Here is a 25350-nt window from a genome sequence, read left to right as displayed (position 1 = left end):
TCGCGCTCCCCGGGATATTTTTAGACAGAAGAAATCAAAGAACGGCATCACATGCGGAACACGCCGAAACGTGTCTCCTCAATCGGGGCGTTCAATGCGGCGCGCAAAGACAGGGCCAAGGTTTGGCGGGATTTGCGCGGGTCAATGATACCGTCATCCCAAAGGCGGGCCGAGGCGTACAAGGGATGTGCTTGTCTCTCGAACATCTCGATGGTCGGGCGTTTGAATTCGGCTTCATCCTCAGCGGACCAGCTTTCGCCGCGGCGTTCGATCCCGTCCCGTTTCACAGTTGCCAGAACACCTGCGGCCTGTTCGCCGCCCATCACGGAGATACGGCTGTTGGGCCATGTCCAAAGAAAGCGTGGCTGATACGCCCGGCCTGACATGCCATAGTTTCCAGCCCCGAAAGAGCCCCCCACAAGCATGGTGATTTTCGGCACATTGGTGGTGGCAACGGCGGTCACCATTTTGGCACCGTGACGGGCGATGCCCTCGTTCTCATATTTACGGCCGACCATAAAGCCGGTGATGTTTTGTAAAAACACCAGCGGAATGCCGCGCTGTGAGCACAGTTCGACAAAATGGGCCCCTTTTTGCGCAGCCTCGGAAAAGAGCACGCCATTGTTGGCGATAATCCCCACCGGCATGCCCATCACATGGGCGAAACCAGTTACAAGGGTTTCGCCAAAGCGTGCTTTGAATTCGTCAAAGCGCGATCCGTCAACCATTCGGGCAATGACTTCGCGAATGTCGTAAGGCGTGCGCAAATCACCCGGCACGACACCGAGAATTTCGTCGGGATCATAGGCCGGATCTTCGGGGCTTTGCAGATTGACCAACGCCCCTTTGACGGGACCTAGATTGCCAACCGCGCGGCGGGCCAGTGCCAAGGCGTGGCTGTCGTCTTCGGCAAGGTAATCCGCGACGCCGGAGAGGCGGGTGTGCACATCACCGCCGCCCAGATCCTCGGAGGTGACGACTTCGCCCGTTGCAGCTTTGACCAGCGGCGGACCGGCGAGGAAAATCGTGCCTTGCTCTTTGACGATAATCGTCACGTCCGACATTGCTGGCACATAGGCCCCGCCAGCTGTGCACGACCCCATGACCACAGCAATTTGCGCGATGCCTTTGGCGGACATGCGGGCCTGATTGTAAAAGATCCGGCCAAAGTGGTCACGATCGGGAAACACTTCGTCCTGCTGCGGAAGGTTCGCACCGCCGCTGTCGACAAGATAGATACAAGGCAGGTGGTTTTCTTCGGCGATCTCTTGCGCCCTAAGATGCTTTTTGACCGTCATCGGGAAGTACGTTCCGCCCTTAACGGTTGCATCGTTGCACACAACCATAACTTGTCGACCCTGAACCTGACCGATGCCGGCAATCACACCCGCGCAGGGGGCTGCATTGTCATATAGACCATGCGCAGCCGTCGCGCCGACCTCAAGAAAGGGCGAGCCAGGATCAAGCAGGTTGGCCACCCGTTCGCGGGGTAACATCTTGCCACGACTGACATGGCGTTCCCTCGATCTTTCACCGCCACCCGCCGCCGCAAGGGCTGCCGCCTCTCGAATTTGCTCAAGCGCTTGGGTATGAGACGCCTTGTTGGTTTTAAATTGCTCTGATGAAGCAATGGCTTGGGATTGAAGCTTCATGTCGCCTCCTGCTCTTTCGAGATGTCTATTTTTGCCTCGGCAGTTGCGCGGGCTTTGAGTTCTTTGCGGATGACCTTGCCGGTCACCGTCATAGGCAATTCGTCTACAAACGTGATTTCCCTTGGGTAAGAATAGCTTGCCAGCCGATCCTTGACCCATGTCTGAAGATCTATTTCCGAAAGGTTAACGCCTTGTTTTTGAACAACATAAGCTTTTACAATTTCAGTTCTCAGCGGATCAGGTTTGCCGACAACACCCACCGTTACGACGCCAGAATGCGTCAGCAAACAGTCTTCAATCTCGGACGGGCCGATGCGGTAGCCGCCAGAGGTGATGACGTCATCATCACGTCCTACAAACCGTAAAAAACCGTCTTCGATCACACCGCGATCCCCCATCACCAGCCAGTCACCGCGAAACTTTCGGGCAGTTTCTGTGGGGTTATTCCAATATTCCAACAACATAGAGGGTGCACCGCAGCGAACCGCAATATCGCCTTCTCCGTCGGTCTCAACACCGTCTTCGTCAATCACTGCCACGTCGAACCCCGGCACGGCTTTGCCGATCGCACCGGGCCGGGCGGTGAACAAGGCACCGCAGGAACTCGCCACCATGTTGCATTCGGTCTGCCCGTAGAATTCATTGATTTCAACGCCGAGCGATTTACGCCCCCATGCCAACATTTCAGCCCCAAGCGGTTCGCCGCCAGATGCAACAGACCTTAGGCCATCGATTTGCGCGCTTTCCGACCGAAGCATCCGGAGAGCCGTTGGAGGGAAAAATACATTTTTCACAGATGTTTGTTCGACTATATTAATGCACTCTTCGACATTGAAGCGGGCCATACGCGCAGCAACAACCGGAACACCCAATGCAAGGCCAGGCATCAACACATCAAAGAGGCCGCCGATCCACGCCCAATCTGCGGGTGTCCAAAGAACATCCCCCTCCAAACCCAGAAAATCATGGCTTATTTCCACACCGGGTAGATGGCCGCTCAGCATGCGGTGCGCATGAAGCGCGCCCTTTGGTTTGCCTGTGGTGCCAGAGGTGTAGATGATAATCGCCGGATCATTGGCATTGGTTTGAACGCTGGGTTGCGGCACTGGATCGCTTAGATCGGAACGCAAGACGATATCCAAATCGAAAGTGGCCAGCATTTTGGCCCCTTCTTCATCGGAAACAACGGCTTGCATGCCGGAGTTGGCTATTCTGGACGCCAGTGCATCATGGCGAAACAGCTTGAACAAAGGCACCGAAATCGCCCCCATCCGCCATGCCGCGATATGGGCCGCCGCGCAAAGCGGCGATTGCCCCAACAAGACGCCTACTCGGTCACCGGAGCGCACACCGCGCGCCACCAGTTCAGCCTGCACTTGCCAGCTGAGTTTTTGCAGGTCGCTATAGGTGATGTCCTTGCGCGGGCCCTCTGACAGATCAATGATGGCCAGACGATCTGCATTGCGATCCACCCAATCATCGCAGACCTGTGCGGCCATGTTCAAAAGTTTTGGAACATCGCCCAATCCTGCAGCCCTGAGGGCGTCATATGATAACCCGCGCTCCAACATCAGTAATTCGAATAAAGCCCAAGGAAAACAGATTGATGCGCGGTTTCGTACATCAAACAGTTGAGCGTCGCAGGACCACCGCCCGTTCCGCCACCCCATTGACTGCGCTCAAAATCACATTTCGCATCGCGGTAGGCAATCCAAGCGCGCTGCATCATTTTCAAAGCCTCGGCCTGACTGGGACCAAAGCCGTCATTTGCAACGTCATTGCGTTTTGAAGCCGCCATGCGTGCCTTGTAATTGACGTTGAGCAACCGGTCCCAATACTCCAATTCGGCGTTCAGACACCCGCCTTCGCCATAGGTCGAAAACCCGCCAGGCGTGTCTTGCATACACTGAAGTGCGGACAAACCGATACAGTCACCATGGTCGCTCCCGCTCTGCATACAGGCGTCAGTGGCATGGTCCGAATAGTTCAAATCCTGCGCAGCGGCGGGCGCGGCGGCCAGAATACAAAGAAGGCTGAAAAGGCGCATATGGGCTCCTGATGTTTGAAAGAGGCCGGACACCCTGCCCGGCCTGCACGTGATCAGAGCATTTTGCCCATCAACTCGCGCCCGATCAACATACGGCGAATTTCGCTTGTGCCAGCCCCGATTTCCATCAATTTTGCATCGCGGAACAAACGGCCAACCGCCGCATCTGCCAGAAAACCGGCCCCGCCAAGCGCTTGAACCGCCTGATGTGACTGCACCATCGCCTGCTCGGACGCATATAGGCAGCACGCCGCAGCATCCTGACGGGTCACGGTGCCGCGATCACAGGCGCGGGCCACTTCGTACACATAAGCGCGGGCGGAATTCATCGCTGTGTACATATCCGCGATCTTGCCCTGCATCAGCTGGAAGTTCCCGATTGGCTGGCCGAATTGCTTACGCTCGGCCACATAGGGCATCACTTCGTCCATACAGGCGGCCATGATGCCAGTGCCGACACCGGCCAGAACCACGCGCTCGTAATCAAGGCCGGACATCAAGACGCGCACGCCCTTGCCCTCTTCGCCCAGCACGTTTTCAAAGGGCACTTCGACGTTCTCAAAGATCAGCTCAGCGGTGTTCGATCCACGCATCCCCATCTTGTCGAAATGCGGGCTGGTTGAAAAACCGGTCATGGATTTTTCGACGATAAAGGCGGTGATGCCCTTGGCCCCTGCATCGGGGTCGGTTTTGGCATAAACGACCAGCGTATCGGCGTCGGGGCCGTTGGTGATCCAGTATTTGTTACCGTTCAGAACAAAGCGGTCATTGCGCTTTTCGGCGCGCAGCTTCATCGAAACAACGTCGGATCCGGCACCGGGCTCTGACATGGCCAAAGCGCCGACATGTTCACCCGACAGCAGACCGGGCAAGTATTTGCGGCGCTGCTCGTCCGTGCCGTTCAGCTTGATCTGATTCACACACAGGTTGGAATGCGCCCCGTAGGACAAAGACACCGACGCGCTGGCGCGGGCGATTTCCTCGACCACAATCACATGCGCAAGATAGGACATCTGCGCGCCGCCGAATTCTTCGGGCACTGTGACGCCAAGCAAACCCAGCTCGCCCATTTCGGTCCACAGTTCATTGGGGAAATTATTGGAGCGGTCAATTTCAGCCGCCATCGGCTTGACCCGCTCTTGCGCCCATTTGTGCACCATGTCGCGCAGGGCATTGACGTCTTCACCAAGGTCGAAATTCATGCTGGCCAGGAACATTACGCAGCGCCTCCTCGCGCTTATTGAACGTGTGTTCAGTTAATAAGCGCATTTTCTGAGTCGGGTCAAGCGGCATGAAAAAACCCTACGCCAAAAGGCGCAGGGTTTTTCTAGTAGCAGTGGACAAAAGCCCTTGTTTTATGGGGTTTGCCACACGGCACCGACTTCGGCCCGAATGATCCGAGCAATCAAGGCGCAATCGTCTAGCGAAAACGTCAGCGGCAGGCGCATGTCAACGATGCCAGCCAAAATCCGGTCACTGGCAGGCATCGGCTCGGCGTTGGCATAGCGCCAGCTGTCATACCGCGAAGTGAAACCGGCAGGTTCGGCCCCGCCAAACCATTTGAGCTCAACTCCGCGATCCGCGCAGCGCGCAATCACCTTGTTCACACGCTCCGGCGACCAATCCAGCAAAAGAAACTGGATCGAAGACCCAACAGGACGCGCCCGATCATCGCGGGTGACCAAGCGCAGGCCCGGCGTGTTCTGCAATCCGGCTTCAACGGTTTCATAGCGTTCATTCCAACGCCGGACCTGTGTCTCCAAATCGCGCAATTGCGGCCGCAAGATCGCTGCACGCAGGTTATCCATACGGCCAGACACGTTTGGCGTTGTGTATTTCACCCGCTCAAAAACCTCTGGTGACGGTGCAGCAAGGTGACGTCCATACAGCATGTATGATCCAGAAAGCATGATCGCCCGCGCAGCCACGTCTTCGTCATCAGTGATCAGAAACCCGCCTTCACCGGAATTGACGTGTTTATAGGTTTGCGCAGAATAACAGCCGACAATCCCCTGACGGCCGGACGGCACGCCGCGCCATTTCGCCCCCATAGTGTGGGCGCAATCCTCGATCACCTGGACACCGGTCGCGTTGCACATCTCCAACAAGCGGTCCATGTCGCACAGATGGCCGCGCATATGGCTCAGCATCAACACTTTTGCTTGATCCAGCTTAGTCTCCAAGTCGTCGAGATCAATCACCAGATCTTCGGTGACTCCAACGAACACCGGCTTGGCACCGACGCTGGCAATCGCGCCCGGCACAGGGGCCAGCGTAAAGGCATTGGTCAGCACGGTATCGCCCGGCACAACCCCAACCGCACGCAGAGCATTGGCCAGCGCATAACCGCCCGACGCGACCGCTACGCAGAATCGCGCGCCCATTTGCTCTGCGAATTCGCGCTCAAGCAAAGCGGCCTCGGCCAGCTCCCCTTCAGCGACATTATAGCGGTGCAAACGCCCGCTTTGCATCACCGCCAAGGCGGCATCGATCCCGTCTTGGGGGATGGGTTCTTGTTGGGTGAAACTACCCGAAAAATTCTCAGTCATGCCGTATCCTTGCGCGATGGCAATCTGATCGAAAGACGTATTCGCGACATTTCAAAAAAGGAAATAGTCGTTTCATGCATAGTTCACCGGAAATCAGCCGATTAGACGTATGACTTCGGGCACCAGTTCGTGAAAATGGTCAATCACGCTTTCCGGCTTCAGGGGATGCACATCTTCGCCGCCCACCGCAAAAGTCACCAAGATTGACGGCACCCCGGCCGCCGCGGACGTGTTGCGATCCGTTACACTATCGCCCACCAAAAGTGACGCATCGCGCCGTCCGCCAGCGCGATCAACTGCCGCCCAATACGGGGCGACATCCGGCTTGCGCGTCGGCATCGTGTCCGCCCCGATCATGGAAGCAAACATGTCTCTCACCCCCAAACTGCGCAGCAGCTTTTCGGCCAAAGCGGCGGGCTTGTTGGTGCAGATCCCTACGGCATAATCGGCGCGGCGCAAATCTTCGACGGCCTCAACCGCGCCGGGGTACATCACTGTGTGATGGTCAATCGCGTCGTCATAAGCGGTGAGCAATTCGGGATACCAGCGGGTGACGGTTTCTTCGGACATTAATCCCGCACGGGTCAGGCCCAGCGTCAGCATTGCCCGACCGCCGCGCACCGCTGTGCCGGCGTCCAACAGCGGATCAAGCCTCTCATCTATCCCCATCTGCGCAAAACAATGATTGGCCGACGCAATCAAATCGCCGCTGGTATCGGCCAGTGTGCCGTCGAGATCAAATATTACGCATCGCTTCATGCCCATGCCCCTTTGTCATAACCGGAAACCAAGCGTGACCAGTCTTGGCTTGCCCTATTTGTTCAAAGCGATAAAACGGCGACAAGCAAAAGACAAATGGGATTGAGTTTTTGAGCATTGCCTTAATCGTACTTGCCGCTGGCAAGGGAACCCGCATGCAATCGGATTTGCCGAAAGTACTGCACAAAATTGCCCATGCCCCGATGTTGTGGCACGCCCTGCGCGCCGGTCTGGTGCTTGAGCCGGAAAAAACTGTTGTTGTTGCCGGGCATGGCGCTGACTTGGTTCAAGCATCGGCGCATGAGTTTGATCCCGAAATCCAGATTGCCCTGCAAACCGAACAGCTGGGCACCGCCCATGCAGTCGCACAGGCCCGTCCCGCGCTTGACGGGTTTGAGGGCGATGCGATCGTTTTGTACGGTGACACTCCGTTTATCCGCGAAGAAACCCTTGCGGCCATCACACAGGCCCGCGTTTCAAATGACGTTGTTGTCTTGGGCTTTGATGCAATTGATCCGGGCCGGTATGGCCGTTTGATCACCGATGGCGACGAGCTGATGCGCATTGTCGAATTTAAAGACGCCTCACCGCTGGAACGTTCTTTAAGGCTTTGTAATTCAGGTGTTATTTCCGCCAAAGCGGAAGTGCTATTCGATTTGATTGACGCCGTTGGCAACAACAACGCTTCGGGCGAATACTATCTGACCGACATTGTCGCGATTGCAAAATCACGCGGTCTGACCGCCGGTGTTGTCCGCTGCCCGGAAGCCGAAACACTGGGTGTAAATTCACGGTCCGAGCTGGCAAGCGCCGAAGCCGGTTTTCAAACCCTTGCGCGCGCAGAGCTGCTGGACAACGGTGTCACAATGCATGCGCCGGACACAACGTTTTTGGCTTGGGACACTGTCATTGGCCGCGACGCCGAGGTGGAGCCTTATGTGATCTTCGGCCCCGGTGTCACCGTCGAAAGCGAAGCCCGCATTCGGGCGTTTTCACATCTTGAGGGCGCGCATGTCAGCCGCGGCGCAACAGTTGGCCCCTATGCCCGTCTGCGCCCCGGTGCAGAGCTGGCAGAAGACACCCATGTCGGCAACTTTGTCGAGATCAAGAACGCGCAGGTGCATCAAGGTGCCAAGGTCAACCACCTGACGTATATCGGCGATGCCGAAATCGGGGAACGCACAAATATTGGTGCTGGAACAATCACTTGCAATTATGACGGCGTGTTTAAACACAAAACCACCATCGGCAGGGACGCCTTTATCGGGTCCAGCACTATGCTGGTGGCCCCCGTCAGTGTCGGCAACGAAGCGATGACGGCCAGCGGATCGGTTGTCACAGAAAATGTGCCAGACGGCGCGTTGGCCATTGGCCGCGCCAAACAAGTTTCCAAGCCCGGGCTTGCAACGAAATTATTCGCGATGCTGCGTGCCAAAAAGGCCAAACAGCAAGCCCAAAAAGACTAATTTTAAAATTTGCGCCCCCTTTAGGGGATCTGAGCAGAAAGAGGATTTGAACATGTGTGGCATTGTCGGTGTACTTGGAACCCATGAGGTGGCCCCTATTCTGGTCGATGCGCTGCGGCGGTTGGAGTATCGCGGCTATGACAGCGCCGGAATTGCCACAATCAACGATGGCAAACTGGCCCGCCGTCGGGCTGTCGGAAAATTGGTTAATCTGTCTGATTTGCTGGTCCACGATCCGCTGGCCGGGAAATCCGGCATTGGCCACACCCGATGGGCGACACATGGCGCGCCAACCGTCGCCAATGCCCACCCGCATCGCGCCGGTGATGTGGCGGTGGTCCACAACGGGATTATCGAAAATTACAAGGAGTTGCGCGCAGAACTGGCCCAAGCCGGTATCGAGCCGCAAACCCAAACCGACACGGAAACCATTGCCCTGCTGACGCATCAATTCCTAGCCTCTGGGAAATCCGCAACCGAGGCCGCGATGGCGACCCTTGGCCGGCTTGAGGGGGCTTTTGCGCTGGCGTTTTTGTTTGAGGGCGAGCAGGATTTGATGATCGCCGCGCGCAAAGGCTCTCCGCTTGCCATCGGGCATGGTGACGGTGAAATGTATGTCGGGTCTGATGCTTTTGCTTTGGCACCGATGACCAATCAAGTCACTTATCTTGAGGAAGGTGACAGCGCCATCCTGACCCGGACCAGTGTTGAGATCCGCGATGCCGAAGGCCGATTGGTCAACCGCGAACAAAAAACCATTCAGGTGGACGCGGCGCGCGTTGATAAAGATGGCTACAAACACTTCATGGCAAAAGAAATAGCCGAGCAACCTTCGGTTCTGGCCAATGCCTTGTCGGCCTATGTCACGGAACATGGCATCGCCCTGCCCGATCCCGGTATCGACTTTTCCAAGATTGACCGTTTGACAATGGTCGCCTGCGGCACGGCATTCTACGCATGTTTCACCGCGAAATACTGGTTCGAACAACTGGCTGGCATGCCCGTCGAAGTGGATGTTGCCTCCGAGTTTCGCTACCGGGAACCCCCGATCACCAAAGGCACCGCAGCCCTGTTTGTCAGCCAGTCAGGCGAGACAGCAGATACTTTGGCCGCGCTGCGCTATTGCCAAGGCAAAGCCGACAAGATTTTCTCGGTGGTCAATGTCTCCGAAAGCTCGATCGCGCGGGAAAGCGACCTGGCCTTGCCCATCCACGCAGGCGCAGAAATTGGCGTGGCTTCGACCAAAGCCTTTACCTGCCAGTTGAACGTTCTGTTATTGCTGGCCCTTAAGGCTGCTGTAGAACGGGGCCGCATGACCCAAGACCGGCTTGAGGACATCCTTGAAGGGCTGCGCGCAATGCCCGGAACCTTCAATGCTGCGCTGGACAGGGATGCTGATTTTTCCAGCATTTCCAGCCGCTTGGCAGAGTCGCGTGATGTTCTTTTCCTCGGCCGTGGCCTAATGTATCCGCTCGCCCTTGAAGGCGCGTTAAAACTAAAAGAAATCAGCTACATACACGCAGAAGCCTATGCGTCAGGCGAGCTGAAGCACGGTCCAATTGCACTGATCGACCAACATATGCCCGTGGTGGTATTTGCCCCCAAAGACAGCCTGTTTGAAAAGACCGTGTCCAACATGCAAGAGGTCATGGCACGCGGCGGAAAGGTGGTTTTGATCACCGATGCCGCTGGCGCTGAGGCCGCCGGTGAAGACGTTTGGCGCACAGTTGTACTGCCCGCCGTACCCGAAGTTCTTTCACCCCTGCTTTATGCTTTGCCAGCCCAGCTGTTGGCCTATCACACCGCCGTCGCCAAGGGTACAGACGTCGATCAGCCGCGCAACTTGGCCAAGTCTGTAACGGTTGAATAATGGGCAAACAGTTTGCTGCCCTCACCGACGACCACACCGGTTTCATTGCTGACCAAAAGCTGTTTTTTGTCGGGTCCGCTGCTGAAACCGGCAAGGTCAATATATCGCCCAAAGGCGGGGATTGCCTGCGGATCAAAGGACCCAACCGGATCATCTGGCGCAACCTGACAGGTTCGGGCAACGAAACCGCCGGACATCTGACACGGGTCAACCGCATGACTTTGATGTGGTGCGGGTTTGAAACCCGCCCGATTATTTTGCGCTGCTACGGCACGGCCCATACCTACCACTTCCGCGATCCGGAATTCGCCGTGCTGAACGCTGAATTCCCTGATGATATCGGCGCAAGGCAGATATATGACATGACCGTCGACATGGTTCAGACCTCCTGCGGGTATGCAGTGCCCTTCTTTGACTACAAAGAGGACCGCAAGGTTCTGGAAAGCTGGTCCGGCAAGAAAGACCGCGACGGGATCGACACCTATTGGCAAGAACGTAACGGACAAACTTTGGATGGATTTGCAACCGGTGTCACCGATGATCACAGTTGAGACAGCATTAGAGGCGCTGCGGGCGCATTCTGATCCCGAACGCGCCGCAGGCAGTGCCGCCTATCACAAGGCCAAGCGTGACTATCTGGGCACGCCCAATCCGGTCATCAACGATCTGACCCGAGATTGGCGCAAGGATCTTGATCTGGACCAACGGATTGCTTTGTGCGTCCAGCTTTGGGACACAGACATCCACGAGGCCCGTGTTGCGGCTGCCAAACTTCTCACACAGGCCCGCATTCGTCCCGACGATCAGGTCTGGGCGCTGATTGCCTCATGGGTTCCCGGCTTTGACGCTTGGGCGATTGCCGATCACGTCTGTAGTGCGGGATCGAAACGGCTGGTCGCTGATCCATCACGTCTGGATGAGGTTGAGGCCTGGACGGTGTCCGAACACATGTGGACGCGCCGCGCCGCATTGGTAATCACCCTACCCTGGACAAAACAGAATTTTCCAACCGAAGCCGATCTTGCAACGCGGGATCGCGTTTTGGGCTGGGCTGCCGATTATGTGTCTGACAGAGATTGGTTTATCCAAAAAGCCGTGGCTTGGTGGGTGCGTGACCTATCGAAACACGACGCTGCGCGCAGCATCGCGTTTCTAGAAGAGCACGGATCAAAGATGAAGGGTTTTGCGGTTAAAGAAGCCGGTAAATACCTGAAGTAGACTAAAGAAGGTCAGCCATTGCCCGCAGGTGATCTTCAAATTCCGTGCACATGATAATCGCCCGGTCTTGGGGGTCATAAAATGCATTCGCCTCTCCGCAAGATTCGACCGATATCGTTACGGGGTGCGCAAAACGGAATTCAGCGTTCAGGGCCGCAACTTCTTGCTCAATGATTTGCTCCGTCAAACTGTCTGAGCCGCCAGCATATTCCAATGTGCCACCGCTTTTTCGCTCGGCCATGTCGTCCAACACCGATCCCCAGCTGTCCAAGGCCTTCGAGAACTCATCGTAGCAATAGTCGGCCCGTTCCTGCGGCAGGTCCATATCTGCGGCAAAATCTTCGCGGGCGTCCGGATCAGCGCCGTAGAACAAGCAAACAGTGTTGTAAAATCTCTGCTCGTCGGGTCCATGCACATCCCACCAAGCCACATCCTGATTGTCTTGATCCCGCACCAAAGCTTCGCCCCAGAACCCGTTCGCAACATCATAGGCCATGTCTACGGCGGTCTCGTGGTCGTATAAGGAATCAACCAGCAGGATCGAAAACACATCTGCTGCGTCTTCCTCTTGCCCAAATACCGGCAGGTTTTCTGTGTCGATCAAGGCATGGCCCAATTCGTGGTAGAAAATTCCCAAAATGTTGGCTTCGACAAATGTATCACTGGCCTCATCCGCGCAAACGGGTGCCGCTGCCAGAATGCCCGCAACGATCAACATGGCTTTAGTCATTTGCAAACACCTGTAGCGTTGGAAGATCTGTCAAAGGGGCATCAATCAAGCGCATCGCAGCCAGAGAAATCCGGCTGCCTGCGGTTGGTGGACCATCTATAGGGATCAAATCAACCTGGGCGGATTTCCCTGATCCAACGAAATGTACGCGCCCGATTGTCGGCTTGGACACAAGCGGTGTTTCCAGCCAAAATCCCGGTTTTGTGGGATCGCCGAGACTGGCAACAGTTTCGCCCAACAGTTTTTCGCCTCCGGCATCCTCAGGGGCCGCGGCGGCTGCCAAACGTTCTTCGGCGGTGGTGGTATCGAACTGCTCAGGCGTTTGGGCCGAAACAACAGGAATGGCCGCATTTGCCTCCAAGGCACCGGGCCGCGACTGTGGGCGCAATTGGCCATCGGCATCTTGTGCAATTGGCGCGTCAGTGCCCGACTGGCCACTGCCTTTGAAAAGCGGACTATTGGCGCAGCCCGCAAGGGACACAGCCAGAAGGGGAACAAATAGGACTCTCATGGGCATACCCTACGACCTTGGTCTTGAGGTTACAATTGCTGCCAGAGACTTGCCCAATTCATTGCCGAGCGCTATCTGTTTTTAATGACACAGCCGCTGATTGACCCGTTTCATCGCCCCATCTCATATCTTCGCGTTTCGGTGACCGACCGTTGCGATTTTAGATGCGTCTATTGCATGTCCGAGAACATGAGCTTTTTGCCCAAAAAGGAGTTGCTGACGCTGGAAGAGTTGGACCGCATGTGTTCGACGTTTATCAACCTTGGTGTTGAAAAGCTGCGCATCACAGGAGGCGAGCCTTTGGTTCGCCGCGACATTATGCGGTTCTTCCAAGGTATGTCCCGGCACCTTGAAAGCGGCGCACTCAAAGAACTGACACTGACAACCAACGGATCCCAGTTGGAAAAATATGCCGAAGGGCTGTATGCAGCCGGGGTTCGCCGGGTCAATGTTTCGCTCGACACGCTGGATGAAACCAAATTTGCAGACATCACGCGCTGGGGCCGCTTGCCGCAGGTTCTGAAGGGGATTGATGCCGCGCAGAAGGCTGGTTTGCGTGTCAAAATCAACGCGGTGGCGTTGAAAGGATTCAACGATGTTGAGCTGCTCACCATTACCAAATGGTGCGCCGAACGGGATATGGATCTGACATGGATTGAAGTGATGCCCATGGGGGACATAGGCAACGAAGATCGTTTGGATCAATACTGGAAACTGGATGATCTACGCGATCGCTTGCGCGAGCACTACACAGTCACCGATCTGCCCGACAGCACCGGCGGCCCTGCACGCTATGTACGGCTTGAGGAAACCGGCCAACGGATTGGATTTATCACACCTCTAACCCATAACTTCTGTGAGAGCTGCAACCGCGTGCGTCTGACCTGTACCGGCGAACTGTTCATGTGTTTGGGCCAAGAAGACAATGCGGATCTACGCGCGGCCCTGAGAGATAACCCCGACAGCGAAGCCCCACTGGAAGACGCAATCCGGTCAGCAATTTTGCTCAAACCCAAAGGTCATGATTTTGACTACTCCCGTCAATCTGTGGACGGAAAAATGTCTCGGCACATGAGCCATACCGGCGGATAAATCCGCTACTTCATCACACGGGAGCAAGTTTGCGACTTGCGTATTGGAATATATTTCATGGGGGCTCTGCCCCCAAACCCCCGGGATATTTCAAGACAGAAGAAACCAATAATTAACCAATTTGGCGGAATCTTGTATTGCGGAACAGGCGGGGACGCCGATGGCCGTGACAGGAGAAGCTTTGCTTCTTTCAAGGCGGGTCGGTGTGAAATCCGGCCTGCCTTTTGCGCTCCTTGATTTCTTCTGTCCAGCAAATATCCCCGCCGGAGGCATGCGCCGCAGGCGCACAATCAAATGACATGACGCCTAAACTGAATCTGGGCGGCTGATTTGCCCGCCTCCAACAGGAGCAGCAACACGTGTTGTCGAGGGCGCAGAAGTCGGCAGTCCGCGGCCAACCCGAACAGCTAGAAAAGCAAACGCCTGCGCTTCCAGCATATCCCCATCCAGCCCCACAGCCTCAACCGGATCAACCCGGCAATCCAGACCAACCGAGAGCATGCGCATCATCACAGGGTTTTTTCGCCCTCCGCCAGTAACCAAGACGCGAGTTGGAGGGCTTGGACAATGCTCCATCCCTACCATAACTGCTGTGGCAGCCATCGCTGTCATTGTCGCGGCCGCATCCGCGTCATTCAGCTCTCGGACAAGGTCGAGCATGACGGAAAAGTCATCGCGGTCCAATGACTTGGGGGGCATCTTGTTAAAGAATGCCTCTTCAAGGAAAAGCTCCAACGCGCCCTCCTCGACTTTGCCTTTTGCCGCCAGTTTTCCATCCCTGTCGCAATCCAGCCCAAGCCGTAGTGCAACCAAATCATTCAACGGTGCATTTGCCGGTCCAGTGTCAAACGCCAACAATGCGCCGTCTTCTTGCGGTTTTGACTTGCTTGGATCGACCCATGTCAGATTGCCAACCCCGCCTAGATTCAAAAACGCAACTGGCTCGGTTGCTCCGATCCATTTGGCGCAGGCAAAGTGAAAGAACGGGGCTAAGGGCGCGCCCTCACCGCCCATTGCCACATCAGCCGACCGGAAATCCCATACCACAGGCAGGCCCAAGGTTTCAGCCAAAATATTGCCATCCCCCAATTGGTGGGTTCCGCGTCCATGCGGATCATGGGCCAAAGTCTGGCCATGAAATCCAACGATATCAGCATCTTGTAGTTCGGCCAGCACTTCACAATGCACACGGTGAACAACACCAGCGGCGGCGGCGCAATCATCGCCCTGCCACTTTCCCAAGGCAGCACGCAAAACTGCCCGCTCTTCATCCGAATAAGGATGATAGGCCGAAGCCCCAAAGGCTATGATCCGCTCTCCGTCGGTTTCGATCAGCGCTGCATCGACACCGTCCAGAGACGTTCCGGACATCGCCCCCAGCGCTTTCACCACATCTGCACCCAACATGGTCTTTCCCTCTGCTCAAACCTTACTTATAGCTTTGCGCGTAATACTAAGAGGCGGACACATGACCTACCATCCCAAATCGGACTTCATGCGCGTGATGATCGAGCGCGGCTTTCTGGCCGACTGCACGGATTATCAAGCATTGGATGATGCATTGGTTGACGGCACCGTCCCCGCCTATATCGGCTTTGACGCAACGGCCAAATCATTGCATGTCGGATCGCTGATCCAGATCATGATGTTGCGCTGGCTGCAAAAGACCGGCCACAAGCCGATCACCCTTATGGGCGGCGGCACAACCAAGGTCGGCGATCCATCCTTTCGGGCGGATGAACGACCATTGCTGACGCCAGACCAGATTGACGCCAATATCGATGGCATCAAGCAAGTGTTTGCCAAATACGTCAGCTATGATGACACCCCCGGCGGAGCCTTGATGCTGAACAATGCGGAATGGCTGGACGAACTCAACTACCTTGATTTTCTACGCGACATTGGCCGCCATTTCAGCGTTAACCGGATGTTGTCGTTTGAATCGGTGAAATCACGGCTCGACCGCGAACAATCTCTGTCATTTCTTGAATTCAACTACATGATTTTGCAAGCATATGATTTCTTGGAGTTAAACCGCCGCTACGGCTGTTTGCTGCAAATGGGCGGCAGTGATCAGTGGGGCAATATCGTCAACGGTATCGATCTGACGCGCCGAGTGCTCGACCATGAAATTTACGGGCTTACCTCGCCTTTGCTGACCACCTCGGATGGCAAAAAGATGGGCAAATCGTTGAACGGCGCGATTTGGCTGAACGGGGATATGTGCGCGCCCTATGAGTTCTGGCAATTCTGGCGCAACACCACAGATGCGGATGTAGGCCGCTTCCTCAAGCTGTATACAGAACTGCCCGTTGAAGAATGTGACCGCTTGGGCGCTTTGGAAGGGTCTGACATCAACGACGCCAAAATCGTGCTTGCAAATGAAGTCACAACCCTGTGCCACGGGGCCGATGCTGCGGCTGCCGCGGCTGCAACTGCACGCGAAGTCTTTGAAAAAGGCGGCGTCGGGGATGACTTGCCAACGCTTGAACTGAGCGCTGAAGAGATTGGCGATGGGATTTCCATCGTGCAATTGATTGTGCGGTCCGGACTGGCAAAATCCGGCAAAGAGGCCAAGCGTCTGATTTCGGAAAACGGTGCAAAAATGGATGACGCCCCATTGTCCGAAGCCGGTTTGATTTTGGATGCCGACGCGTTGGCAACACCGATCAAGCTAAGCGCAGGCAAAAAACGGCACGCGCTGGTGAAACTGGCCCGCTAAAAGACCAATTGCGCCACAGCCAACACCAGAAATGGCACAGAAAGCAGCGATGCAAACAGCAGCGCTGCTGCCATCGTCGGGCGGGGCCGTTGCTGGCTGACGGCCTTGGCGGGACGGCCTGAATTCCCTCGGGACAAAGAATCATGTTTCATGGCTGCTATTAACCCAGCCTAAACTTTCCATGGCGTTAATTTACGCTATGACAGCTTTTCATTTACCCCTGCCCCAATCCCCCGAATACGCCCGCGCTTGCGATGCGATTGGCCGCCCGATCCGTTTGTGTAAGCGTGAAGCCCACGGAGAGGTGCGGTTGCTGTGGCAAATTCAGTCGCGCAAATTTGGCCCCTTGGGACGGGTGGATATGGTGTCACGCGGGCCTGTCGCCGCCACGCCAGACGATCGCGCCAGCTGGCTGGACCGCTGGCAACATTGGCACGATGGCCGGCCATTGATTTTGAATGCGGACGGCATGGGTGCCGTTGATTTGCGCCGCGCCGGATTTTGGCCTTTGATGACCCCGGCGTCCTTGGCAATACTGCCATTGGGGACGCGGGAACAGATGCGGGCCGCCATCAAGCAAAAGTGGCGCAACAGGCTTAATAAGGCCGAAACCGCCAGCCTAAAAGTGACACGGCATGCGCTGGATGCGCGTCACTGGATTTTGGGCGCGGAAATCGCGCAGTCCCGCAAACGTGGGTATCGCGGTCTGCCACCGGCCTTTTCCGCCGCTTATTCCAAGGTCAATCCCGGCCAGGCATTGGTGTTTGAGGCGCGCCACAATGGAAAGCCCGTGGCAGCTGCGCTGGTGTTGCGGCACGGGTCCATGGCAACTTGGCAGATTGGCAGCTCAACACCGGCAGGCCGACAGTTGAATGCTATGAATCTGGTGCTTTGGCGGATGATGAACTGGCTGTCTGACCAAGGTCATGACATGTTGGATCTGGGCCTTTTAAACCGTGATGATGCCCCCGGATTGGCGCATTTCAAACTTGGAACTGGCGCGTATATTCACCAATTAGGGGGCACTTGGCTGCATCAAGGGGCACTGGCCCCACTTGCCCGCCATCTTCCGATGCGATTGGCCGCCTGACACCCCTATTGTCCGCGCATCCATGTGCCATGGGGCCAGAACGCATGAAAGGCAAAGGCAAACATCACATCATGCGGCACATCCCGACCTTGTCCGTCCCGCACCCGAACCGAACCAACATCGCGCCCTTTGGCGATCACGGCTGTGTCCAAAGCCGACGCTTGGCCAGCTTGCCAAGACAACGTCACCCCAGCCTCGCTTACCTCCTGCTCTTTGGCCAAGCGGTCCATCGGCCAGGCGCGCGACCCAACCCGAACCACGCGCATCAAAGGCGCAATGCCATGCGGCGGCATCTCTCCTGAATATAAAAAAGGACGCCGAGAACTGTCATACCCGCGATAAGGATTGCTGCCATAAGACCGGTTCCACGCCGGTTCAGACATCACCAATCCATCCGGATTTCGAGCCTTGAACTGGTCCCAACTTTCCATCCAACTGGGCAACGCTGTCAATTCCACTCCGTTCATATCCCCTACGATGCCGGTTCCGATCGCTTGCTGCCACCAGCTTTCGGTTTCACGATCAAACATCACCATGTCAGAATTGCGAAGCTTGCCCGACACACCGAACGTCAGCACCCTGCCCTTGACCCGGCGGTCAAACGTTATGCCGGAATTACACAGCGGGCAAAAAGTGACGGCCACAGGCACGCCGCCAATGCGATCGTTCACGATCTCATGCCAAGTCAAATATCGGATCGGATAGGCGCGCGGGCGTTCTCCGTCGATCTCGACGGTGATCACCGGTTCGTTGCCCGCGATACCGCTTTCTTGCTCAACAACGATAAACTGCGGGTCGTTTAACGCAGGAATGCCATCCTTGGGCGGCCCACCCGACATGATTTCAACCCAGTTTTTCACCGATGTGTTGGCAAAATCTGTCTGTGGCCATTCGTGCTTCCAAAAATTAGGATCGGCACTGGCGGCGGTTGTCAAAACACAGGCAAGCACAGCAGCAATAATACGCATGGGGCAATCCTCCTGATCCCAAGATGCCGCAGAATGCCCAACCTGCCCAGAGACGATACGCAGTTGTGAACCAATGTCAGCGCAGCTTTCGGGGTTTGGGGCTTGCCCCAAGGCCTTCGTGGCCTGAACGAAAAACAAAAAGAGCGCGCCCAAAGGCGCGCCCCATGTGTAAAACCCTGCGACGTGCAAGTTTAGTCTGTGACTGTTACTTTGATCATGCGATCAGGCGCGCCGACAACGGACCCGTTTTGGCCCTTGCCCAATTTGATTGCATCCAGAACCTCAAGACCAGAGGTGACTTTGCCAACAACGGTGTATTGCCCGTCCAGGAAGGAACCAGGTGCAAACATGATGAAGAACTGGGAATTGGCGCTGTCGGGGTTTTGCGACCGGGCCATACCAACCACACCGCGATCAAAGGTGATGTCGGAAAATTCGGCCTTTAGATCGGGCAAATCGGAACCGCCCATTCCAGCCATCCGCATGTCACCACCAGGAACGCCGAATTTGACGTCGCCGGTCTGCGCCATGAAGCCTTCGATCACGCGGTGAAATACCACACCATCATATTTGCCATCTGCCGCCAGTGCCGTGATCTGCGTAACGTGGCCGGGGGCAACATCTTCGAGCAGATCAATTTCAATCACACCATTGGCTTCGCCAGCAACTTCGATCTTCAGACCGGATGCAAAGGCGGGGGCACCCAAAAGCGCCAAAACAAACGCTAGCTTACGCATCTGCAGCCACCTTGACGCTGATCATCTTGTCGGGGTTCGCGGGTGGCTCGCCTTTGACGATGGCATCCACATGCTCCATTCCAGACGCAACCTGACCGTAAACGGTGTACTGGCCGTTCAGGAAATCATTGTCTTTGAAATTGATAAAGAACTGCGAATTTGCCGAATTCGGGTTCGCAGAGCGTGCTGCGCCCAAAGACCCGCGTGCATGGGGAATCTTGGAAAATTCTGCTGGAACGTCGGGCAGATCGGAACCGCCTGTACCACAGCGGCGCGGTTGATAGTCTTCGCCGTCCATGTTGCCAAAGGCCACATCGCCGGTTTGGGCCATGAAACCATCGATCACGCGGTGAAATGCCACGCCATTATAGGCACCGGCACGAACCAGCTCTTTCATGCGTTCCACATGCTTTGGGGCCACATCGGGCAGCAATTCGATGGTGACGGTCCCGCCAGTCAGCTCCATCAGAATAGTGTTTTCCGGGTCCTTGATATCGGCCATGTCTCTCTCCGTAAAAAATCCTGACCGCACAGGTAGCCTGCCTGCGCGCCAATGCCAAGCAGGCGTTGACCTCTGCGCCGGAAAGAGGCAGACAAATGCCAACTGGTTTGGGAGCAAAATCATGGTCTGGAAAACCCTCGACGACATGGATCTGGCAGGCAAACGCGTGCTGACGCGTGTTGATATCAACGTGCCGTTCGAAGACGGAAAAGTCACTGACACAACGCGTATCGAACGCATTGCAGCAACGGTTCAAGATATCCTTGATCGCGGCGGAAAGCCTGTTTTGCTGGCGCATTTCGGCCGTCCCAAGGGCGAGCGGAACATGGACATGAGCCTGCAATCGCTGATTCCGGCGCTTGAATCTGTGTTTGGGTCTCCGGTGGTTTTTGCCTCTGATTGCGTTGGACCCGCAGCGTCGGCTGTGGTGGATGCTTTGCAGGACGGTCAAGTCGCCTTGCTGGAAAACACCCGTTTTCATGCTGGCGAAACAAAAAACGACCCTGAATTGGCTGCGCAAATGGCCAAACTCGGTGACATCTATTGCAATGATGCCTTTTCAGCCGCGCACCGCGCGCATGCCTCCACCGAAGGGTTGGCTCGGTTGCTGCCCTCTTGCGCAGGGCGCTTGATGCAGGCTGAACTCTCCGCGCTGGAAAGTGCACTGTCCGAGCCCGAGCGTCCGGTGCTGGCAGTGGTTGGCGGTGCAAAAGTTTCGACCAAACTGGATTTGCTAGGAAATTTGGTCGCCAAAGTTGATATGCTGGTGATCGGCGGCGGGATGGCCAATACCTTTTTGGCAGCCCAAGGCATCGACGTCGGCAAATCCCTTTGCGAACATGAAATGGCTGACACCGCCCGTGAAATTCTGGCCAAAGCGGCGGACGCCGGATGCGAAATCATTTTGCCAACCGACGTTGTCGTGGCGCGTGAATTCAAAGAAGGTGCAGCGAATGAGACCGTGGCCGCCAACGCTTGCCCCGCTGATGCGATGATTTTGGACGCGGGCCCCGAAGCGGTTGCAGCCATCAAGGACGCGATCAACAAGGCAAAGACACTGATCTGGAACGGCCCGCTTGGCGCGTTTGAAATTGCGCCCTTTGACATTGCCACCAACGCCGCTGCGAAATTCGCAGCCGAGCGTAGTGCAGCCGGTAAACTTGTGTCTGTCGCCGGTGGCGGCGATACCGTTGCGGCCTTGAACAAGGCGGATGCAGCCAATGATTTCAGCTACATCTCAACCGCTGGTGGTGCCTTTTTGGAATGGATGGAGGGCAAAGAACTGCCCGGAGTTGCCGCGCTGAGCTAGAGCTTACTTCAAAACCCTGACGTCAAAAGCGCTGTCCGTTCGGGTGGCGCTTTTGCGTTAGATCACCACGTGCGCAATGCTTCGATCACCTCAGGGGATGTGAATGCGGTGGAATGCCCGCTTCTATCGCCGCCGGTTGCATAGCTGAGGTCGACAACATTGACCGGAAAATCCCCAAGCCGATCACCCGATTGAATGGTGCCTAGGCGATTGGGTTTGCCGGTCAAAAAGGCGGATATGTCCAACGCCCGGTCATGCTGCGACACCATCAGCGTAAAGGGCACCGGCAAGGGATCAATCCGGCGCAACTGCTGTATAAAGACATCTTCATCGATGTCAGGGCTGATCAAAGTCACTGATTCAAATTGCGCCAATGCCGACCTATTGCCAGAAATGGACATTTGTCGCAGGGTTTCCACCACCAATTGACTGCCCATAGAATGGGCTACCAAATACACCTTTCGGTGTTTTCGCGCCAAAAGCGAAAACAAGGTTTCCAGACTGTCACGTGAAAAGGTGACGCTGTCACGATCGTAGGCATAGCCACGTGAACTGCCCGCAGATGGCCAGGAAAATGCAATGACCGGAAGTTGGGATTGATAATCATGCGCAACCTGCGCCAAGCGATAAACGGCTTCGGCGTAATTGACGTTAAAACCATGGACAAAAACAATGACATCCTTCGAATTCGCAGGATGATTCAAGTCGGTTAAAAACCCGTTTTCCCCGTCGAACAGGGTATTTTCCTGCACCACAAAATGCCGGTTTGAATTGGGGGGATTGTGACCGGGCCATTCAATCCGTCCGATGGTGTGACTTGGCGGGATTGAGATATCCATACGGGCGAACCGTACGTGGGAATCGCGGTTGTCACCAAAATCCTGCCGGAAAAAGCCCTGGGTTTGGTCATCATCGCGCAATCTATTGGTGGCCACATAAATCGGCTGCACCACATGCGCCGCTTGCCCGTTTTCCTCAAAATGAAATGTGCCACGCGGCGCGCACCCTACAAGGGCAATCGTTACCATTAGGATAAGCCAAGATTTGATCACCGTGCAACACCACCAAAAATTTTCCGCGTTCTTCGGAATACGGTTAGCTTTGGCAGGAATGCAACGCTTTTCAAACTGATTCGCTTGGCAATGCAGGATGTCTTTTCCCCTTGCGTCGCCTGTGGCACAACTGTGTCACGCATCCAATTAAGAGATGCAAAAGGGCAGACCTCAATGACTCTTCGTTCCGCACGCCCCTCTTTCGGCGTCTTGATTTTTTTTGCTGTGACGCTGAGCTTGTCAGCGTATTTCACCTTCGCCGCTGTGCAAGGTGATTTTGGCCTGTTTCGCCGCGCCGAGATCGTTGTCGAAGGCAAAAAGCTGGCGCAAGAAGTCGACGGATTGCGCACCGAAGTCGCACGCATGGAAAACCTGACATTGCGTTTGTCGGATGAATTTCTGGATCTTGACCTGCTTGATCAGCAATCGCGGGATGTGTTGGGCCTTGTGCGGTCTGACGAAATTGTCGTGAACTAAGCGCATAAATCCGCCGTTTCATTTTCAACTTTGCAAAAATGTCCTTGGCATGGGGACAATGGGACACTTTACGTCTCCGCCGCCCCGCGCTACGCTCCTCCCAAACCTGAAAAATGGTTTAGCATTAAACATATTATTGGGGAGGGACGGCCATGGCTGCGCGCAAATCGACTGCCAAGCCCAATGTGTCCGCAGATGAGCTCAAAGCTTATTACAAAGACATGTTGCTGATCCGACGTTTTGAGGAAAAGGCTGGCCAGCTGTATGGCATGGGCCTGATTGGCGGGTTTTGCCATCTTTATATCGGGCAAGAGGCCGTTGTTGTCGGCCTTGAGGCCGCCGCCGAAGAAGGTGACAAACGGATCACCTCGTACCGCGATCACGGGCACATGCTGGCATGTGGCATGGAACCGGACGGTGTGATGGCCGAGCTGACCGGCCGGATTGACGGCTTGTCCAAAGGCAAGGGTGGCTCGATGCATATGTTCTCCAAGGAAAAGCATTTCTACGGCGGGCATGGTATTGTTGGCGCGCAGGTGCCATTGGGTGCCGGCTTGGCCTTTGCCGACAAATACAAAGGCAACGGCCGTGTGACATTTACCTATTTTGGTGATGGAGCCGCGAACCAGGGACAGGTCTATGAGACCTTCAATATGGCAGCGCTGTGGGATTTGCCCGTGGTTTTTGTCATTGAAAACAACCAATATGCGATGGGCACCGCGCAAAACCGGTCCACGTCCTCCCCCGAGCTGTACATGCGCGGCGAAGCCTTTGGCATCAAAGGCGAAGTTGTCGATGGGATGGATGTACTGGCGGTCAAGGCCGCCGGTGAAAAGGCGGTCAAGCACTGCCGCGCCGGTAAGGGCCCCTATATTCTCGAGATCAAGACCTATCGCTACCGTGGCCATTCCATGTCTGATCCAGCCAAATACCGCACCCGAGAAGAGGTGCAAAAAATGCGTGAAGAGCGGGACCCGATCGATCATGTTCGGGATCTGCTTTTGCAAGGTAAACACGCAACCGAGGACGATTTGAAGGCCATCGACAAAGACATCAAAGCCGTTGTCAGCGCCGCCGCCGATTTCGCCCGCGAAAGTCCGGAGCCTCCCTTGGATGAGCTTTGGACGGATATCTACGCAGACGCCTAACCCACTGGGACCACAGGAGATACCAAGATGGCAACCGAAATTCTAATGCCCGCCCTGTCCCCCACGATGGAGGAAGGCACACTGGCCAAATGGTTGGTCAAAGAAGGGGACACCGTCCAATCGGGCGACATCCTTGCAGAAATTGAAACCGACAAGGCAACGATGGAATTTGAAGCCGTCGACGAAGGCGTGATGGGCAAGATCCTGATCGCTGAGGGCACTGCCGACGTCAAGGTCAACACCCCCATCGCCATTTTGGTCGAAGAGGGAGAGGACGTGCCAGCGGCCAGCGCGCCTGCAGCAACGCCCACGGTTCCGGCATCGGTCGCCGCGGCAGCGGAGGCGGCTCCCGCAGGGGGCTCCGACACTGCCGCCCCCCTTCCTCCGGTGAAAGCCGAAACGCCTTGGCCCGAAGGTACCAAGACCAAAAAGCAAACCGTACGCGAAGCGCTGCGCGATGCCATGGCCGAAGAAATGCGCGGCACCGACGAAGTCTTTCTCATGGGAGAAGAGGTTGGCGAATACCAAGGGGCCTATAAGATCAGTCAGGGCCTGCTTGAGGAATTCGGCGCGAAGCGCGTGATCGACACACCAATCACCGAACACGGCTTTGCTGGTATTGGTGTCGGCGCAGCCTTTGGCGGCCTGCGGCCTATTGTAGAGTTCATGACATTTAACTTTGCCATGCAAGCCGTTGATCAAATTATCAACTCCGCTGCGAAAACGCTGTATATGTCAGGTGGCCAAATGGGCTGCCCGATTGTGTTTCGCGGCCCCAATGGCGCGGCCGCCCGCGTCGGAGCCCAGCATTCTCAGGATTACGCCGCGTGGTATGCCCATATCCCCGGCCTCAAAGTTGTTATGCCCTACAGCGCTTCGGACGCCAAAGGCCTGCTTAAATCGGCCATCCGCGATCCCAATCCTGTGATCTTCCTAGAAAACGAGATCCTCTATGGCCGCAGCTTCGACGTGCCACAAATTGATGATTACACCGTTCCCTTTGGCAAAGCGCGGGTTTGGCAGACCGGCACCGACGTAACGCTGGTTAGTTTTGGTATCGGCATGGCGCACACTCTTGCCGCCGCAGATCAATTGGCAAAGGAAGGCATCAGCGCCGAAGTCATTGACCTGCGCACCCTGCGCCCGCTTGACACCGAAACAGTCATCGCCAGTGTTCAGAAAACCAACCGCTGTGTGACCGTCGAAGAAGGCTTTCCTGTCGGATCGATTGGCAACCATATCTCGGCCGTTTTGATGGAACAGGCTTTCGACTATCTCGATGCCCCGGTGATCAACTGCACCGGTAAGGACGTGCCCATGCCTTATGCAGCCAACCTAGAAAAACACGCGTTGATCACCTCACAAGAGGTCGTTGATGCTGTCAAAAAGGTGACATACCGCTAGGCGACATCTCTTCCACACCAGCTCGGGGCATTGGTGCCTCGGCTGCG

25 protein-coding genes are annotated in these 25350 nt (G+C 55.9%); 11 read left to right on the top strand and 14 right to left on the bottom strand.

Going from position 1 to position 25350, the window contains the following annotated elements; translation table 11 throughout:
• Positions 1-47 precede the first annotated feature (47 nt).
• The 6 genes from C8N36_RS01340 to C8N36_RS01315 form a co-directional block, all read right to left on the bottom strand.
• On the bottom strand, positions 48-1652 hold the full coding sequence (locus C8N36_RS01340; protein ID WP_097802753.1) for a carboxyl transferase domain-containing protein: 1605 nt from the start codon (positions 1650-1652) through the stop codon (positions 48-50).
• A complete protein-coding gene (locus tag C8N36_RS01335; protein ID WP_097802754.1) occupies positions 1649-3223 on the bottom strand; it encodes an AMP-binding protein in 1575 nt (524 codons plus the stop codon). Before C8N36_RS01335 ends, C8N36_RS01340 begins: the two co-directional genes overlap by 4 nt.
• Positions 3223-3699: a lysozyme inhibitor LprI family protein gene (locus C8N36_RS01330; RefSeq protein ID WP_097802755.1), complete on the bottom strand. Its 477-nt coding sequence runs from the start codon at positions 3697-3699 to the stop codon at positions 3223-3225. Before C8N36_RS01330 ends, C8N36_RS01335 begins: the two co-directional genes overlap by 1 nt.
• A gap of 53 nt (positions 3700-3752) precedes the next feature.
• The gene (locus tag C8N36_RS01325; protein WP_097802756.1) at positions 3753-4916 is read right to left on the bottom strand and encodes an isovaleryl-CoA dehydrogenase; all 1164 of its coding nucleotides are present in this window, start codon (positions 4914-4916) and stop codon (positions 3753-3755) included.
• 138 nt (positions 4917-5054) lie between these two features.
• Positions 5055-6248, bottom strand: coding sequence for a DegT/DnrJ/EryC1/StrS family aminotransferase (locus tag C8N36_RS01320; protein WP_097802757.1), 1194 nt, complete (start codon positions 6246-6248; stop codon positions 5055-5057).
• 93 nt (positions 6249-6341) lie between these two features.
• On the bottom strand, positions 6342-7007 hold the full coding sequence (locus C8N36_RS01315) for an HAD-IA family hydrolase (protein WP_097802995.1): 666 nt from the start codon (positions 7005-7007) through the stop codon (positions 6342-6344).
• 110 nt (positions 7008-7117) lie between these two features.
• Here C8N36_RS01315 and glmU point away from each other — a divergent pair, with 110 nt between their 5' ends.
• From glmU to C8N36_RS01295, 4 genes are read left to right on the top strand one after another with little or no spacing between them, the layout of a single operon-like run.
• Complete coding sequence (gene glmU / locus C8N36_RS01310) at positions 7118-8473, top strand: bifunctional UDP-N-acetylglucosamine diphosphorylase/glucosamine-1-phosphate N-acetyltransferase GlmU (RefSeq protein WP_097802758.1); 1356 nt, start codon at positions 7118-7120, stop codon at positions 8471-8473.
• A 52-nt stretch (positions 8474-8525) separates the two neighbouring features.
• Positions 8526-10343 carry a glutamine--fructose-6-phosphate transaminase (isomerizing) gene (gene glmS, locus C8N36_RS01305; RefSeq protein WP_097802759.1) on the top strand — a complete coding sequence of 606 codons (1818 nt, stop codon included), beginning with the start codon at positions 8526-8528 and terminating at the stop codon, positions 10341-10343.
• Positions 10343-10894, top strand: a complete 552-nt coding sequence (locus tag C8N36_RS01300; protein WP_097802760.1) for a pyridoxamine 5'-phosphate oxidase family protein — start codon at positions 10343-10345, stop codon at positions 10892-10894. Before glmS ends, C8N36_RS01300 begins: the two co-directional genes overlap by 1 nt.
• Positions 10857-11561 (top strand): DNA alkylation repair protein, encoded by a 705-nt coding sequence (locus C8N36_RS01295; RefSeq protein ID WP_245910693.1) that lies wholly within the window; start codon positions 10857-10859, stop codon positions 11559-11561. The genes C8N36_RS01300 and C8N36_RS01295 overlap by 38 nt, the downstream gene beginning before the upstream one ends.
• Before the next feature lies 1 nt (position 11562).
• On the opposite strand, the gene C8N36_RS01290 is transcribed toward C8N36_RS01295, so the two are convergent.
• Positions 11563-12291: a DUF4344 domain-containing metallopeptidase gene (locus C8N36_RS01290; protein WP_097802762.1), complete on the bottom strand. Its 729-nt coding sequence runs from the start codon at positions 12289-12291 to the stop codon at positions 11563-11565.
• Positions 12284-12802, bottom strand: coding sequence for a hypothetical protein (locus C8N36_RS01285; protein ID WP_170125766.1), 519 nt, complete (start codon positions 12800-12802; stop codon positions 12284-12286). Before C8N36_RS01285 ends, C8N36_RS01290 begins: the two co-directional genes overlap by 8 nt.
• 84 nt (positions 12803-12886) lie before the next feature.
• Between C8N36_RS01285 and moaA the strand changes: the two genes are divergently transcribed.
• A complete protein-coding gene (gene moaA, locus C8N36_RS01280) occupies positions 12887-13894 on the top strand; it encodes a GTP 3',8-cyclase MoaA (protein WP_097802764.1) in 1008 nt (335 codons plus the stop codon).
• 306 nt (positions 13895-14200) lie between these two features.
• Here moaA and C8N36_RS01275 read toward each other — a convergent pair whose 3' ends face one another.
• Complete coding sequence (locus tag C8N36_RS01275; RefSeq protein ID WP_097802765.1) at positions 14201-15301, bottom strand: anhydro-N-acetylmuramic acid kinase; 1101 nt, start codon at positions 15299-15301, stop codon at positions 14201-14203.
• 61 nt (positions 15302-15362) lie between these two features.
• On the opposite strand from C8N36_RS01275, the gene tyrS reads away from it, so the two are divergent.
• Positions 15363-16616: a tyrosine--tRNA ligase gene (tyrS, locus tag C8N36_RS01270; protein ID WP_097802766.1), complete on the top strand. Its 1254-nt coding sequence runs from the start codon at positions 15363-15365 to the stop codon at positions 16614-16616.
• Here the strand turns inward: tyrS and C8N36_RS24050 are convergent.
• Entirely contained in the window at positions 16613-16768 is a 156-nt protein-coding gene (locus tag C8N36_RS24050; RefSeq protein WP_170125765.1) for a hypothetical protein, read from the bottom strand. The two genes, tyrS and C8N36_RS24050, sit on opposite strands and share 4 nt — an antisense overlap.
• A 47-nt stretch (positions 16769-16815) precedes the next feature.
• Here C8N36_RS24050 and C8N36_RS01265 point away from each other — a divergent pair, with 47 nt between their 5' ends.
• Complete coding sequence (locus C8N36_RS01265; protein WP_097802767.1) at positions 16816-17706, top strand: GNAT family N-acetyltransferase; 891 nt, start codon at positions 16816-16818, stop codon at positions 17704-17706.
• 5 nt (positions 17707-17711) lie between these two features.
• Here the strand turns inward: C8N36_RS01265 and C8N36_RS01260 are convergent, their stop codons facing one another.
• The 3 genes from C8N36_RS01260 to C8N36_RS01250 form a co-directional block, all read right to left on the bottom strand.
• Entirely contained in the window at positions 17712-18674 is a 963-nt protein-coding gene (locus C8N36_RS01260; protein ID WP_097802996.1) for a DUF3179 domain-containing protein, read from the bottom strand.
• 191 nt (positions 18675-18865) lie between these two features.
• A complete protein-coding gene (locus C8N36_RS01255) occupies positions 18866-19411 on the bottom strand; it encodes a peptidylprolyl isomerase (protein WP_097802768.1) in 546 nt (181 codons plus the stop codon).
• Positions 19404-19913 (bottom strand): peptidylprolyl isomerase, encoded by a 510-nt coding sequence (locus tag C8N36_RS01250; RefSeq protein WP_097802769.1) that lies wholly within the window; start codon positions 19911-19913, stop codon positions 19404-19406. The genes C8N36_RS01255 and C8N36_RS01250 overlap by 8 nt, the downstream gene beginning before the upstream one ends.
• 121 nt (positions 19914-20034) lie before the next feature.
• Between C8N36_RS01250 and C8N36_RS01245 the strand changes: the two genes are divergently transcribed.
• Positions 20035-21222, top strand: a complete 1188-nt coding sequence (locus C8N36_RS01245) for a phosphoglycerate kinase (protein ID WP_097802997.1) — start codon at positions 20035-20037, stop codon at positions 21220-21222.
• 62 nt (positions 21223-21284) lie between these two features.
• Here C8N36_RS01245 and C8N36_RS01240 read toward each other — a convergent pair whose 3' ends face one another.
• Entirely contained in the window at positions 21285-22250 is a 966-nt protein-coding gene (locus tag C8N36_RS01240) for an alpha/beta hydrolase (RefSeq protein WP_141467921.1), read from the bottom strand.
• Between the two features lie 198 nt (positions 22251-22448).
• On the opposite strand from C8N36_RS01240, the gene C8N36_RS01235 reads away from it, so the two are divergent.
• The 3 genes from C8N36_RS01235 (at position 22449) to C8N36_RS01225 (ending at position 25303) form a co-directional block, all read left to right on the top strand.
• A complete protein-coding gene (locus C8N36_RS01235; RefSeq protein ID WP_097802998.1) occupies positions 22449-22751 on the top strand; it encodes an FtsB family cell division protein in 303 nt (100 codons plus the stop codon).
• Between the two features lie 152 nt (positions 22752-22903).
• A complete protein-coding gene (gene pdhA, locus C8N36_RS01230) occupies positions 22904-23899 on the top strand; it encodes a pyruvate dehydrogenase (acetyl-transferring) E1 component subunit alpha (protein ID WP_097802771.1) in 996 nt (331 codons plus the stop codon).
• A gap of 27 nt (positions 23900-23926) precedes the next feature.
• Positions 23927-25303, top strand: coding sequence for a pyruvate dehydrogenase complex E1 component subunit beta (locus tag C8N36_RS01225; protein ID WP_097802772.1), 1377 nt, complete (start codon positions 23927-23929; stop codon positions 25301-25303).
• The last annotated feature ends 47 nt before the right edge of the window (positions 25304-25350 follow it).

The sequence above is a fragment of the Pelagimonas varians genome (assembly GCF_003208435.1).
GTDB classification, from domain to species: Bacteria; Pseudomonadota; Alphaproteobacteria; order Rhodobacterales; family Rhodobacteraceae; genus Pelagimonas; species Pelagimonas varians.
This window is presented reverse-complemented; position numbering and strand designations above follow the sequence as displayed.

What these genes read in the sequence shown, in the direction of transcription:
- C8N36_RS01275 (WP_097802765.1), bottom strand. Translation starts at nt 15,301, where the DNA reads ATGTTGGGTGCAGATGTGGTGAAAGCGCTGGGGGCGATGTCCGGAACG.
- C8N36_RS01250 (WP_097802769.1), bottom strand. Translation starts at nt 19,913, where the DNA reads ATGGCCGATATCAAGGACCCGGAAAACACTATTCTGATGGAGCTGACT.
- C8N36_RS01340 (WP_097802753.1), bottom strand. Translation starts at nt 1,652, where the DNA reads ATGAAGCTTCAATCCCAAGCCATTGCTTCATCAGAGCAATTTAAAACC.
- tyrS (WP_097802766.1), top strand. Translation starts at nt 15,363, where the DNA reads ATGACCTACCATCCCAAATCGGACTTCATGCGCGTGATGATCGAGCGC.
- C8N36_RS01285 (WP_170125766.1), bottom strand. Translation starts at nt 12,802, where the DNA reads ATGAGAGTCCTATTTGTTCCCCTTCTGGCTGTGTCCCTTGCGGGCTGC.
- C8N36_RS01265 (WP_097802767.1), top strand. Translation starts at nt 16,816, where the DNA reads ATGACAGCTTTTCATTTACCCCTGCCCCAATCCCCCGAATACGCCCGC.
- C8N36_RS01260 (WP_097802996.1), bottom strand. Translation starts at nt 18,674, where the DNA reads ATGCGTATTATTGCTGCTGTGCTTGCCTGTGTTTTGACAACCGCCGCC.
- C8N36_RS01245 (WP_097802997.1), top strand. Translation starts at nt 20,035, where the DNA reads ATGGTCTGGAAAACCCTCGACGACATGGATCTGGCAGGCAAACGCGTG.
- C8N36_RS01315 (WP_097802995.1), bottom strand. Translation starts at nt 7,007, where the DNA reads ATGAAGCGATGCGTAATATTTGATCTCGACGGCACACTGGCCGATACC.
- C8N36_RS01225 (WP_097802772.1), top strand. Translation starts at nt 23,927, where the DNA reads ATGGCAACCGAAATTCTAATGCCCGCCCTGTCCCCCACGATGGAGGAA.
- glmS (WP_097802759.1), top strand. Translation starts at nt 8,526, where the DNA reads ATGTGTGGCATTGTCGGTGTACTTGGAACCCATGAGGTGGCCCCTATT.
- C8N36_RS01255 (WP_097802768.1), bottom strand. Translation starts at nt 19,411, where the DNA reads ATGCGTAAGCTAGCGTTTGTTTTGGCGCTTTTGGGTGCCCCCGCCTTT.
- C8N36_RS24050 (WP_170125765.1), bottom strand. Translation starts at nt 16,768, where the DNA reads ATGAAACATGATTCTTTGTCCCGAGGGAATTCAGGCCGTCCCGCCAAG.
- moaA (WP_097802764.1), top strand. Translation starts at nt 12,887, where the DNA reads ATGACACAGCCGCTGATTGACCCGTTTCATCGCCCCATCTCATATCTT.
- C8N36_RS01240 (WP_141467921.1), bottom strand. Translation starts at nt 22,250, where the DNA reads ATGGTAACGATTGCCCTTGTAGGGTGCGCGCCGCGTGGCACATTTCAT.
- C8N36_RS01320 (WP_097802757.1), bottom strand. Translation starts at nt 6,248, where the DNA reads ATGACTGAGAATTTTTCGGGTAGTTTCACCCAACAAGAACCCATCCCC.
- C8N36_RS01330 (WP_097802755.1), bottom strand. Translation starts at nt 3,699, where the DNA reads ATGCGCCTTTTCAGCCTTCTTTGTATTCTGGCCGCCGCGCCCGCCGCT.
- C8N36_RS01325 (WP_097802756.1), bottom strand. Translation starts at nt 4,916, where the DNA reads ATGTTCCTGGCCAGCATGAATTTCGACCTTGGTGAAGACGTCAATGCC.
- pdhA (WP_097802771.1), top strand. Translation starts at nt 22,904, where the DNA reads ATGGCTGCGCGCAAATCGACTGCCAAGCCCAATGTGTCCGCAGATGAG.
- C8N36_RS01300 (WP_097802760.1), top strand. Translation starts at nt 10,343, where the DNA reads ATGGGCAAACAGTTTGCTGCCCTCACCGACGACCACACCGGTTTCATT.
- C8N36_RS01290 (WP_097802762.1), bottom strand. Translation starts at nt 12,291, where the DNA reads ATGACTAAAGCCATGTTGATCGTTGCGGGCATTCTGGCAGCGGCACCC.
- C8N36_RS01295 (WP_245910693.1), top strand. Translation starts at nt 10,857, where the DNA reads ATGGATTTGCAACCGGTGTCACCGATGATCACAGTTGAGACAGCATTA.
- C8N36_RS01335 (WP_097802754.1), bottom strand. Translation starts at nt 3,223, where the DNA reads ATGTTGGAGCGCGGGTTATCATATGACGCCCTCAGGGCTGCAGGATTG.
- C8N36_RS01235 (WP_097802998.1), top strand. Translation starts at nt 22,449, where the DNA reads ATGACTCTTCGTTCCGCACGCCCCTCTTTCGGCGTCTTGATTTTTTTT.